The 12687-nt window shown below is 43.9% G+C and carries 12 protein-coding genes; all 12 read right to left on the bottom strand.

The window, feature by feature from the left end; translation table 11 throughout:
• Positions 1 to 129 precede the first annotated feature (129 nt).
• The 12 genes from RM544_RS09770 to pseG all read right to left on the bottom strand — a co-directional run bounded on the left by RM544_RS09770 (position 130) and on the right by pseG (position 12687).
• Positions 130 to 981 carry a pirin family protein gene (locus RM544_RS09770; RefSeq protein ID WP_311361603.1) on the bottom strand — a complete coding sequence of 284 codons (852 nt, stop codon included), beginning with the start codon at positions 979 to 981 and terminating at the stop codon, positions 130 to 132.
• 87 nt (positions 982 to 1068) lie between these two features.
• Positions 1069 to 2001, bottom strand: coding sequence for a nucleoside-diphosphate sugar epimerase/dehydratase (locus RM544_RS09765; protein WP_311361602.1), 933 nt, complete (start codon positions 1999 to 2001; stop codon positions 1069 to 1071).
• On the bottom strand, positions 1998 to 3137 hold the full coding sequence (locus tag RM544_RS09760; RefSeq protein WP_311361601.1) for a phosphonoacetaldehyde reductase: 1140 nt from the start codon (positions 3135 to 3137) through the stop codon (positions 1998 to 2000). Before RM544_RS09760 ends, RM544_RS09765 begins: the two co-directional genes overlap by 4 nt.
• Before the next feature lie 74 nt (positions 3138 to 3211).
• Positions 3212 to 4348: a phosphonopyruvate decarboxylase gene (gene aepY, locus RM544_RS09755; protein WP_311361600.1), complete on the bottom strand. Its 1137-nt coding sequence runs from the start codon at positions 4346 to 4348 to the stop codon at positions 3212 to 3214.
• Positions 4348 to 5652 carry a phosphoenolpyruvate mutase gene (gene aepX, locus RM544_RS09750; protein WP_311361599.1) on the bottom strand — a complete coding sequence of 435 codons (1305 nt, stop codon included), beginning with the start codon at positions 5650 to 5652 and terminating at the stop codon, positions 4348 to 4350. Before aepX ends, aepY begins: the two co-directional genes overlap by 1 nt.
• A gap of 238 nt (positions 5653 to 5890) precedes the next feature.
• Complete coding sequence (locus RM544_RS09745) at positions 5891 to 7264, bottom strand: acyl-CoA reductase (protein WP_311361598.1); 1374 nt, start codon at positions 7262 to 7264, stop codon at positions 5891 to 5893.
• Entirely contained in the window at positions 7257 to 8405 is a 1149-nt protein-coding gene (locus RM544_RS09740) for a LuxE/PaaK family acyltransferase (protein ID WP_311361597.1), read from the bottom strand. The genes RM544_RS09745 and RM544_RS09740 overlap by 8 nt, the downstream gene beginning before the upstream one ends.
• Positions 8402 to 9970, bottom strand: a complete 1569-nt coding sequence (locus tag RM544_RS09735) for an AMP-binding protein (protein WP_311361596.1) — start codon at positions 9968 to 9970, stop codon at positions 8402 to 8404. Before RM544_RS09735 ends, RM544_RS09740 begins: the two co-directional genes overlap by 4 nt.
• A 3-nt stretch (positions 9971 to 9973) precedes the next feature.
• Entirely contained in the window at positions 9974 to 10741 is a 768-nt protein-coding gene (locus RM544_RS09730; protein ID WP_311361595.1) for an SDR family NAD(P)-dependent oxidoreductase, read from the bottom strand.
• Positions 10725 to 10967, bottom strand: coding sequence for an acyl carrier protein (locus RM544_RS09725; RefSeq protein WP_311361594.1), 243 nt, complete (start codon positions 10965 to 10967; stop codon positions 10725 to 10727). The genes RM544_RS09730 and RM544_RS09725 overlap by 17 nt, the downstream gene beginning before the upstream one ends.
• Positions 10964 to 11551 (bottom strand): GNAT family N-acetyltransferase, encoded by a 588-nt coding sequence (locus RM544_RS09720; RefSeq protein WP_311361593.1) that lies wholly within the window; start codon positions 11549 to 11551, stop codon positions 10964 to 10966. The genes RM544_RS09725 and RM544_RS09720 overlap by 4 nt, the downstream gene beginning before the upstream one ends.
• Positions 11548 to 12687 (bottom strand): UDP-2,4-diacetamido-2,4,6-trideoxy-beta-L-altropyranose hydrolase, encoded by a 1140-nt coding sequence (gene pseG, locus RM544_RS09715; protein WP_311361592.1) that lies wholly within the window; start codon positions 12685 to 12687, stop codon positions 11548 to 11550. Before pseG ends, RM544_RS09720 begins: the two co-directional genes overlap by 4 nt.

Raw genomic sequence — 12687 nt, 5'->3', positions numbered from 1 at the left:
CCACATCAGGTTATCGGCGGTGGCAAAGAGAACTTTAGTAATTATTTTCATTATTTTACAATTCAAAAATAACACACTGAAAATGCTTAACTTTTATTTGAGCTCTTGATCTTTGCTGTATGAACATTTTCAAAAAGGAATGAATTCTTTGTTGTCGTCAGGAATGTCAGGAAACCTTCTTTCTCTCCAATCATCTACCGCTTGGTCGATACGGTCTTTGTTAAAAGACACAAAATTCCACTTCAGGTAGGGTGTCTTTTCAAATTTCTGCCCACCTAACATCACTACTCGCCCAGGCGCCAAGAAAGAGAAGCCCATGTCTTGCTCTTCAAACAACACAAACTGTCCCGCACCATACTCAGTGCCAGCGACGGAAATTTTGCCTGATATGACATAAACCGCGGCTTCTTGTGTCGGGTTTGGTCTTTCAATATTCGAACCTGCGCAGGCTGCGATATCAAGGTAGAACATCGGTGAGTAAGTTTTTACGGGGCTGCTAAGGCCAAAAGCTTCGCCGACAACAAGACGCATCATTACATCTTCAAAAATAATTTGCGGTAATTGCTGCTTTTTCACATGAATAAAAGAAGGCTCTAATTCAGCCATTTCTTCTGGTAATGCTATCCAGCATTGCAAGCCATCTATTGCATGAGGATTGGCTCTTACTTCGAAGGTCTCTCTTTCTGAATGCACTATGCCTTTGCCAGCGGTCATCCAATTAACGTCGCCAGGTAGTATTTCCAAGTGATTGCCAAGAGAATCTCTATGTAAAATACCGCCTTCAAACAGATAGGTTAAGGTTGAAAGGCCAATATGTGGATGTGGTCTTACGTTAATACCTTGCCCAGCTTTAAACTGAGTAGGACCCATGTGATCAAAGAAGATAAAAGGACCGACCATTTTCTTTTCGAAATGAGGTAGCACACGTTTTACGGTTAAACCACCTAAGTCATGCTCTTTTGCGATGAGTTCTTTTGCCACGTTCTGTGCTCGAGTATATTGTCATTAGCACTATACTGGCAGAATGCCTTTGCTTTTAAAACAAGAAAAAACAAAAGCGTCGCTATACTAGGGTTTTAAATTCTCAACACTTATGCCTGCGGCTTTGACTTCCTCAAAACTCACACTTTGGATATGTGCATAGTCATCAAACTGAATATCTTTCACTGGTGTTTGCCAATCACCATATTGGAAGGTCAGGTAAGCGAGGTGGTCTTTGGGTACTAAAATTTCTTGCCCTCGCCACTCGATACTATCGGCACCTGCAAAGTGGTGTTCCGGCGCGTACCACATTCCAATACTAGGCAAGTGTAGTGAACGTCCATCTACGTTCTCGCGAAAGCTGACGGAAGACGTGAAAGGCTTATACGTTTCGTTAAGCTCTGAAAACTCCAAGAGTAAACAAGTGCAGACTCCATCATTTCTGGTGACTTTTCTGATAGACCAATGAACTGGGTGAACGTTAGTTTGAACAAACTTTCTTAGAATTTGCTCGATCTCAAGTTCACTACCCAGTGGCGCAGCAAAATCTATATCATCATCCCAAGGGATAATATCGCCATCACGAACAATACCTAATAGAGTGCCAAAGTCTACAACTAGTTCCACTCCAGCGTTTAGACCCAATTGACTTAAGCCGAGAACGACTTGTCGCGCTAATTCGAGGCTGTTGGGGTTTTCAAATGGATATGGCTTTTTTAATTGATTTTTTTGTGGAATCACTATTTTGTCTGGAGCAACACCTTCCTTATCCCGTAACTGAACTTTAACCTCTTCAACCCACTGCGTCGTGATAACAATTTCGTCATATTCGAGTTCGCGCAAAATCGTTGGTAAATGCACAGGCAAGCCTTCATATAAAGAGCCACTCTTATCAGAGTTATTGTCAAGAATAGCAATAAACTCTCGCTCCACTCGATAATTTGCTATGAAATTTGCCGCCCCTGGACCGGCGCCGAATAAAATCGTTTTAATTTTTTTCTGGCTACTTTCTTTACTCATGATTGTTCTTCAACCTTGTTTTGCGATTCGTTTACGATGTCGGTCAACACATCCTCATTGTAGGGTGCAACAAAATTCCCTGCGCGACTGGGGTCCAGATTAAAATCAATTGACTCTACTATCGATTGACTTTGCGTGTAATGCTTCAGGTAGGTGGGCAAATCTAAGCTATCGAGAAGCGCACAGACCTTGTTAGCTAGTACTTCTGGCAAATGCAAGGTTTCATGGCGGTAATGCTTAATAATGGCAGACAAGGTAAAGCTGCACGCTAATCCATGCGGCACACCGAAACTTAATGTAATGGGATATGACATTGCATGAGCCAAAGCTGTTTTGGTAGTTGCAATCGCTTGCCCAGCAAAACAGGCTGCTTGCTGAAGTTTCGCTCTTGCTTGTAAAACCTCATCTTCGTCAGCGCCATTTAAAGCAGTGGGTAAAGCGTCTAAAATCAGTGGAATGGCTTTTAATGCAAACGCTGCGCTCGTGTCATTGCGATTATTGTTCCAAAGCGACTCTAAGGCGTGACTTAAGGCATCAAGCGCACCATATAATGTTTCTTCATTTGGCAAACTGCTCGTTACCGAGGGATTGAGCAAAGCATATGTCGGTGCGACGTTCATCACGCTGTATTTTTTATGACTTAATGTATCCCAAACCGTCGCAAACGGCGTCACTTCAGCTCCCGTGCCAGACGTAGTAGGAACGGCAATGAGAGGAATACACTGAGCGTCCGATTGCAGCAAGGCATCGAAGTTCACGCTGGGCTGCTCTAACCATCGACTGAGCACTTTTGCACTATCTAGGACGCTGCCGCCACCAACAGCAATGATAAATGCTGGTTTTGAACTGACACTGTGGGCAGTCTGCTTTGAATGGGCATCGACAAAGTTTTGCAAAGCCATTTGTTCTGGATTTGGTGTGACGTCAAAGTAGCGATCGATCTGCACTCCTTCGAAATCATGCTCGAGACCGTCGATGAGGTGTTTTGTTAATCCCCTTTTCACGAAACCAGCGGAACTTACAATCAGGACTCGCACCCCTTTATTTAAAGGTAAGTTGTTGTTGAGTTCAATGAGCAATTGGCTGAGAGAAGCGTTCAGCGTTTGGGTTTCGATGATAGTTGTTTTGTTTATCATTTCACTCTCTTAGACTTCTCTTTTTACTCGGATGTTCGCGAGCTAGTATTGAGTATGTTGATTACGGCTTTTACTTATTGCTTTGCTTTCGCCATAAAAGCCATCTTATTGGCGACGGGTGTTTCAGTGGGTCGCCCCAAATCATCTCTTGAACCCGGTTTAACTGAAATTTCGAGCAGATTTGGTCCAGACTTTACACCCACAAATTGCGCAATGCTAGCTTGAATATCTTCCGATTTACTTACCTTCGCAGAGTGAACGTAGGCACAGGAAGAGGCAATACTTGGAATATCTAATGTATTAGCAACGGTCGCTTGACCTCCTACCGATTCATGACACCCATTGTTAAGCAGGATATGCAGCAAGTTCTTTACCTTATGTGCACCGATAATTGGCATTGCGCCCATATGCATTAATAATGCGCCATCACCGTCAATGACAACAACTTGCCTGTCCGGTGAGCCTAGTGCAGCCCCCATGGCAATTGAGGAGGCATGTCCCATCGCTCCAACAGTCAGAAAGTCGGCACAAACATCACCTTGAGCTTTGCGTAATTCAAATAACTCTCGGCTCGTTTTACCCGTTGTCGAAATGACCAGTGCCTCTTTTGGAAGCGCTGTTAATACTGTCGATAGTGCTTGCTCTCGCAACATCAGTTCGTCTTGACCTAATGACGCTTCTGTAGATGCAGTCTTAGCCGCTGACTTTGTAAAGACAGATTTTTTGACAAGCACTGCAACAGGTCGATTCTCTGCGTACATTTTTGCCAGTAATTCCGGCAGCTCATCTAAGGGGGATGTCTTATCCAGCACAACATAAGGAATGTCTAGCACGTCTAAAAGTTGTGTTGATATTGCCCCTTGCTTCACATGCTGTGGTTCATCTTTTACACCAGGCTCAGCTCGCCAACCGATGACCATTAACATAGGAATACTATAAACTTCTGGGTCGGCAAGTGACGTTAAAGGATTGACCGTGTTCCCCATTCCAGAGTTTTGCATATACACCATCGCAGCCTTTCCTGTGCTGAGGTGGTAACCACTTGCCATAGCAATCGAGTTGCCCTCATTCGCGGTAATAATATGATTTGACGCCGATGTGTTTTGATCAATATGTTCGCACAGATTTTTTAATAATGAGTCAGGCACACCGCAATAGAAATCTATGCCCTGGTCCTGCAGTAAATCGCAAAATTCACTCGGTGCAATCATTACTTCGTCCCCGGGATCAATTCTAAGATTTGTTTAATCGGCATCATATTTTTGTCAACTTCCGCTGAGCGACCGTGTTGCAAGATACTTTGCGCTGTGGAAACCATTGCTGGATAGGCGCTGCGCAAGAGTTGATTAGCATATATCACTACATTCACGCCGGCAGCTTGCAACTCAGATTCATAAATACTGTTGTAACTAGAAGGTACTGCAATGAGGTATTTCTTATTCGGCAATGCCGCATACTTTTCGCAAAACGTCAGAATTTCGTCTGGTGACTTTTCACGGCTGTGGATCATAATCCCGTCGGCTCCTGCTTCAAGGAAAGCTTCAGCACGTTCAATAGCATGATCAATTCCCTGCCCGCAAATTAAACTTTCGATGCGTGCAATAATCATAAAGTCATCGGTTGCTTGAGCGCGTTTACCGGCTTGAATTTTCAAACTGAAATTTTCGATACTGTCTTGGGTTTGTTCAACATCAGTACCAAACAAAGAATTTTTCTTCAAACCTGTTTTATCTTCGATAATGACAGCTGACACTCCCAAGCGCTCGAGTGTTTTTACTGTAAATACAAAGTGCTCTGTTTTACCACCAGTATCGCCATCATAAATAATCGGCTTTGTTGTTACCTCTAGTACTTCGTTTAAGGTACTCATACGAGAAGATACATCCACTGCCTCAATGTCTGGTTTACCTTTTGCCGTGGAGTCAGTCAAGCTACTACCCCACATACCATCAAACTCTTCAATACGCCCTTCGATCTCAACTTTGGTATTTTCAATGATCAGGCCAGACAAGGCGTTATGAATATCAAGGAAGCGCACGAGAGGTTTGGCATTTAATAATCGACGTAAGGCTTTCAAGCGGATCTGAGGTGTTGTACCAAGATCTTTCATGGCTGCCTGCAATTGTGTTGAAGAAATACCTTGTGTGTAAGGCACTTCAACAAGCTCACCACCCCATTGAGCAAGGCAGTCGATAACTTGTTGACGGGTTTTTTGTTGAACCCCTTCTTTCCAGTCGTCGCCATGAACCACGTAGTCTGGTTTCACCGCATTTAAATTATCGCGATAATCCAAGGTATGTTGAGGGATGACATTACTCACACCCTTAATATTCTCTATCACCTGTTTGCGTTGCTCGAAGGTCATGAACGGAACTCGTTTGTAACTTGCTATCGCTTGGTCGGTTAGCAGGCCGACGGTGACGTCACCTAAGTCAGCTGCTTTGTTCAATATGTTGAGATGCCCAGGATGCACAAGGTCAGCACTCATGCCGACATAAACTGTTTTATCGCTCATTGTAAATTGTTTACCTTTGTAGTTGAGGTTGTCGCCGATCTTATCTTCGTTGTGATGACATAAGGTTTGTCACGATATCGGCCAAATCATAAAATTATTGACCTATTGATGGCGGCAAACCGGCGGTGTTATCAAATACAAAGCAAAATGAATGCCAGACACTTTCTATTGCCGCGTCTTTAAAGGTAGTTTTTCGCGTGTTCTTTTGTCAACAAGGCACCAAGCTCTCGAAAGAAGCTTAATTTTTTGCTAGTTGACGCAAAAGGTCGTAGCCGTCCCAATGAAAGCTGAAGTCCAAGGCTTCACCCAGTGCTTGCACACGATATTGCTCATGCTGTATACGCTGACCTAACAAATGATAGATGCTGTCTGCAATCTTGGGGTTTATATCGTCTTCAATGGCAATCGATACCGTTTGTAGTTTATCTGGTAAACAAGTCGCCAATTCATCGGCGACTATTTCAGTAGACGAGACAACTCTGACGTAAAACAAGCCATTACCTGAATGACGATCGAGAGCATCTTGGCTCAGTGTATCTAGGGATATTGCACTGACTAAGTTTAATGCAATCAGGGCATCATCTGGGCAACATAGTTGTCCAACGGCCAAATTTTGCAGGGCTAATAGATGCTCATTAGTTCTACCAATATCAGGCCAGTCACCTTTATCAGCTTTCGCCATTTGCGCTAGCTTGGCAAACAATGCTTTTAGTGCTTTTCTCAATTCACTCTTGCTTGTCTCTTGCTGAATCACATAGAGGACACGCGGTGAGGAACATGCTTGTTGCTGAAAAGCCTGCGTATCACGCCACAGACGCTGCGCTATATTCTCAATAGAATGAGAGATTACATTATCTGAAACGATAGCGACCGAATATTTATCGGCGAAACTAAAGTCTTTTGTATGCGACTTAGTTGGTAGCGCTTGAATCTGCGCAACACTTGCATCACCACCCCACATCATTCGTGCATCGGCTTTCGCACATATGATTTGGCTTGCATCCGATAACTTGTCATAACTCACAAACACGTTTCGACTTGCTATCTCTTGGTATCTTGACTCAGCGAATAGCGCATTGATCAACTCTAGCAGTAATACTTTACTGACAGAGTCTTGGCTGGCCACTCGGACAATATTTAGGTTACCAATCAGTAACGAGGCAACCCAACTATAAATGAACATCGTATCAACGTTCGCTGGCGTAAAGTGCGCGACAAGGCCCAGTGCTTGCTGACTCTCAATGTGCTCTTCTCTTTTATTTTTGGCCGAGTCGATTTTCTTACTCAAATTTGATTTTCGTAACCAAAAGCCTAAAGCAATAAGTTCAGGGTATTCACGATATTGTGGATTTTTTAATAATTTCTTAGACAGGTCTTCAATGAAATGAAAGCTCAGAGAATAGAACGCAGGTAAAGGCTGAGTCTTTATAAAATCGCTTAACCATGTTTCAAGGCTATGTTTGTAGATATGAGCACTTTTCTTTGTACGAGCATGTGTATGAGCGCTATCATCAACAATAGCATTGCCAGACTGACTCGTCGGCAGAATAGGCAACGTTCTAACGAAGTCACCATTAACTTTGCAGGGGCTTAAAAAGTGAATGTTATCCATGCGTGTCACTACACCCTCTCACCTCGACCTTCGGGATACGACCCAAAACTTCAAAGTATTTACCCTTCCAACCGCATGGGCAATCGTCTTCACCTAATATGCGGCCCATATCTTCAGTTAAAATAGCGTGTCCTGGATAAGAACTAGGTAAGGCTGAAAGTACCTCAATGATCCCCGTTTCTCCATGTTCGGCAAGACTCAAGTTATGTGGTCGGCGAATTAAGACCTCGGCCATGTTAGGCGCATGTAAGTGACCTAATGGACACTCAATGAATATGCTACCTACCTGCTCCGCCATACCATAAAAGTTATGCACTTGGCTGCCGGCTATCATGCTTTCGCATGCCTTTTTAAAGGTGGCATTGTCGACTTTTTCTGCTTCTAATTTTTTCCACCCACCGCTGTGAATTATCAGCGCTTTTTCAGCCGCGAATTGCCTTTTATCTTGCTTCGCTTGCTTGATCAAATATTGCCAAATCATAAAGGTAAAGCCAAAGATGAGAACAGGACCTTTGCCATGTGCTGCAAAGAACGCCTCAATAGCCTGCCAGTTAGGGCTCATGTCTTCATTTAGAGCATAGGTATGTTTGCGCCCGAAAAAAGATAAACCTTGTATCCCTGCGGTTCTCGCACTGAAGCCTGCTCGGCCGCGCGCAACTGATTCACTGTCAATAACTAGCATCGGCAAACGTTGCTTACCCAGTATGGTTTGCATGATATTCACTAAGACTTTGGATTGCCGTGCACTGGTATCACGATCAAGTAGTATTCTTGCAGGTGTTTGGCCACTCGTCCCTGAAGAACTGAGTACTTTGAAAATAGCCTCTGATTCAATACTGCTCAGTTCATGCTGTTTGAATAGGCGAACGGCAAGCATAGGAATTGACGGCAACAATAGATCATTTTGTGAGTTTGACGAAAACTCGATAGCTTGATGAATATGCTTAAACGCAAGACACTGGGTAGTATGGTATTCATGCAAATCTTTGATCACGGCACCTAATAGCTTATCTTTTGCAAATTTACTCAATGAAAAAGGCGCAGTTTCCAACAGGCTCTGAAAGCCTTGCAGGTAAGCTTCGTATGCCGCTTTTTTTGCTGGATCTTCACTTGCAATATTGTCGGTGCTATCGAAACTCAAGACTGCTCTCCTGCCTGTCCTGTCGCTGACCTGCTTGCTACCTGCTGACTTTGCAAACTGGCCAGCAAACCAGGGTAATCAACCTTACCATTTGAGGTTAACGGGGTTTCATTGATGATGTGATACTTCATTGCGCTCGCATGGATATTCAGGTTTCGCATATACTGCTTGAGCGTATTCAAGATTAGCTCTATATCAGCGTCGCTCTGTTTTGCCACGCTGCTCACCACGACTGCAATGTGCAAACGTTTATCATCACCGACACAAAATACATGTTCAATCATATTACGCAAGGTGTGCGAATCGGCACATCGTTGCAGAGCGCTTTGCAAAGAATTTTGCAAGGCATCTAAACTTAAACGCTCACCGAATAACTTAACAATGCGCTTACTTCTGCCGGTGATAAAAAAATCACCGTCATCATCTTCATAAGCAAGATCACCGGTGTGCAGTAATGCAACGCCAGGCAATGACGCCAAGTCACGGCAGGAGTTTGCATAACCCAACATCACATTTTCACCTGTAAACACAAGCTCATCGCCTTCTACGCGAAGTCTGGTATTGGGTATCGCTTTGCCAATTGTCTCTGGTTTGGCCAAGAGTTTGATATGGTCAGCGTATGCCATTCTAGCTGTCGCTTCAGTTTGCCCATACATAACAAAAAATGACTTGTGATTATCGCTCGCGTAGCTTGCAAGCTGTTTCACCCTATCAGGGCTTAATTTGCCACCGGCTTGAGTAAAATATTTCAGACTGGGTAGCGCCATAGACGTAAACTTTAAGCGCAAGAGCATTTCATAACTATGCGGTACACCACCAAAACTCGTGACTGCATGTCGTTCAAATGTTTGCCAAAACTCTCTCTGCATTACTGAGAGTGAGGTCAGAACAATACTCGCTCCCACCGCTAAATGAGTATTTATGATAGATAAACCATAGGAATAATTGAAGGGTAAAGTGGTAATGGTCACGTCAGACTTTTCGATGGGTAAATAAGCACAAATACTGTCGCAATTAGCTTGTAGATTATCGTAAGAAAGGACCACTTGTTTACTCGTACCCGTGCTACCCGAGGTGCTGAGTAATAGCGCAACATTGTCTTGTATACTCGGCAACATAGTTTGCGTATCGCTATTATCTTTGGCACTTTGAGGATGCAAAGTATGAAACGTTTCTTCGTGTATCACCACTCGAATTTGATATGCACTGATCACGTCAAGCGGCTGCGTTTCTCTATTGTGTGCTTTATCAACATTTTTCTGATGCGTCTCAAGTTGTGCTTCGCTAATAAAAAGGATTGCGTAATTTTGTGACAGTAGCGCTAAATAATTCACTACGCTGGCTACTGAATTATCAGCAATCATGCCGACCAAGCGCTTGGGTGGTTGGTCTGCTTCTGAGCCATTCAAGCCCATATCGCTCATTGACTGCTCAACTGCGTTTTGAATCGCTAGCGCTCTCTCTTCAACCTGCTTTGCCAAACCGCTATAGCTGAGTTCTGCATCACCTTGAATCAAGGCAATACTATCACCAAACTGTTTTAGGTTTTGATAGAAGTAAGTCATCTTTTAAGCAACGGTCATCAGGCCATCAACACGGATACATTGGCCAGTTATGTAAGCGCTGTCCGAGCGCAGAAGATGGACGATGGTGGCAGCAATTTCATTGGCGGTGCCAGCACGTTTCATACCCACATTGTTAAGCACCGCCTGGCGTTTTTCATCTTGATAAGCATCCGTCAATGGCGTTTCGATGAAACCCGGTGCGACCGCATTGACTCTTATATTGAGCTTAGCGAGCTCCTTTGCAGCCGATTTAGTCATACCTAAAAGCGCAGCCTTACTGGTACTATAAGCGACTTGTCCAGAGGCTCCGTCGAGACCAACAACCGAACTTACGTTTATAATGCTGCCTTGTTTCTGTTTGGTCATGAGTCGACTTGCCAGTTGCAAGTGTTGAAAGCAAGCTGTGACATTCACCAAAAGCTGCTGCTCAAATTGCGCTAGCGATGTCATACCGAGCATACTGTCCAACATCACACCAGCATTATTGACTAAGCCATAGAGTGAGAATGGTGATTGTTGAATTTGTCTAAACGCCTGTTTCACTGCCTCTTGATCTGATACATCGTAAGTGAGCACGGTGAGATGATGCTCAATATCCGAAGCACTGATATCTGCACTAGCCAGCGTTTCTTTTAACTTTTTTTCATCGCGGCATGCAGCAAACACGTGCCAATTTTCTTTTAAGCACGCGATGAGGGTAGCAAGACCAATACCGCCACTTGCTCCTGTGATGAGAATAGCTGGGGCTTTATCCTTAGAAACTAAGCTCATATTTACCTAGTATTTCTTTGGCTTTGCCAACCGAACTCATGTCGATAATATCGTCGGTATCTAGCATCACATCAAATTGATCTTCTAATTCAGCAATCAAAATCATGTGTGCCGTGGAATCCCATTGCTCGATACTATTGTAAGCCAAGTCATCGGTGACGGCACTCGCGTCAATATCCAAAGCGGTGACGAATGCCGCCTCTAGTTTTTCAGTGTTTGTGCTCATGCCTCATCCTTCTTATCGTTCTTTTGTGGTTTTTTGTTTGTGTTGCTGCGTGAAAGAAAACGCCTTACCATTTTAGTCGCCTCAAGATAGTCCTCAATGTTTAATGTCATTGTTAACCAGTCTCCACGCTTAGCAATTCGATAGCCTAACTTTTCGTTATAGGAAATCGCTTGTGAATTATTGTGATGCACCGTCGCCGTTAAGGAGCTCACATTCAAGGTGTCAAAACAGTAATCGTTCAGCACTAAGCTGGGGGCAAAGGCAAGGATGTTGCCACGATACTTCTCATCACCAATATATAAGCCAGGCTCAACATGTTGACATAGGCTTAAACTATCAGACTCAGTCATGATATTAGCCGCACCAATCAACGTTCCTTTATAGCACACTGCAAAATGTTGGACGTGTGGTTTATTCGCTAAGCCTTCAAACCAAGCCAAATGATCTGACATCGAAATGATGTCTTGTGACTTCATCATACTGCGGATATCTTCACGGTTTCGCCACGCTAACAATTGTACTAAATCTTTTTCTTCAATCGGGCGAAGCACAAGCCCATAACCACTCAATTCATGTTTTATCATTGTTCGTTCGCCACAAACTTAGCTTGCGCGATACACGCGTCAAGTATGTTGTGTATACCAAAGCCTTGCGCTTGTCGCCCTTGCATCTGTTCAATAGCCATCTGCTGCGATTTTTCTAGCGCCTTGTCTTGATCGAACGCAAGTGAAAGCTGTGTTGCTAGGGCTAAGTAATCGTCCCAAGTGACCGGCTCTTTTCGCCAATCAACAGCTTCACACCAGCCTTGCTGGCTTGCCTTTTGCGTCGCCGGGTATTGGTTGTCAGCCACCACTAGCAAAAAGCTTGGAGTGTAACAATGGAGTAGCTCAAATTGACTACCTCCAGCAGCACACACCGCTAACTTGCTATGCAGCATCATATCGGCCATGTCTTGAGCATCATGAACATGCTGCACAGGCATAGAGATATCGAAAGCTTGATCGTGTGATTCTATGCGACCTTGTCTAATACATGCATCCAATTCGCCTGTATTTGCATACGCGGCGCCTGTCACTACTCGCACTGGTATTTCTACTCGCAAGGCACTTAATGCAGCGAGTAAATGTAAGGAGTGGTTTTGTGCATCTGCACCACCAAATGAGATAAGCATAGAATGACGCTCAGAAATAGGGATAGGGGCTAAGTCCAAAAATTCCAGACGCAAAGCTTGATAAGCATCGCCTAACAACAAAAGACTAGTACTCGCATTTTGCTCATAACCGAGTTCTGTGGCAGAAGGCGCGCCATTAATAATAATATTGGCTAGGTGTTGTTGGCCATTGGCTAAGAAGGTATTGATATCATCAAAGTAAGCAAAAGGGAGGTCTGCGGATTTGAGTTTTGTTTGATAATCGTAGTCAAACTGATAGCCATCTAGTACCAAAAATACAGGCTTATTGTTGATGGTATCCTTTCCCTGTTTTGCAGCGAAGAGCCCCTGAATAATATTAATTTCATCATCAATGCTGGCACCATTTGGAATAAGTGCAGTGTTACCCTGCCATTGGTGACGGCTTTGTAAAAAGCGCTGAGTTGACTCGGTACAAACAAATGTAAACTCGATGTGTGCTTCTTGAGCAGCCTGTGCGAGAGCAAAGCACCGCATTAGATGGCCAAGCCCCGCTTGTTGATTACCTTCGACTCGGAATATTAGCTGCAT

Origin of the sequence: Brumicola blandensis, from assembly GCF_031846165.1 — a bacterium.
Lineage (GTDB): Bacteria > Pseudomonadota > Gammaproteobacteria > Enterobacterales > Alteromonadaceae > Glaciecola > Glaciecola blandensis.
The sequence above is the reverse complement of the archived record's forward strand: the minus strand, read 5'-3'. Positions and strand labels throughout refer to the sequence as shown.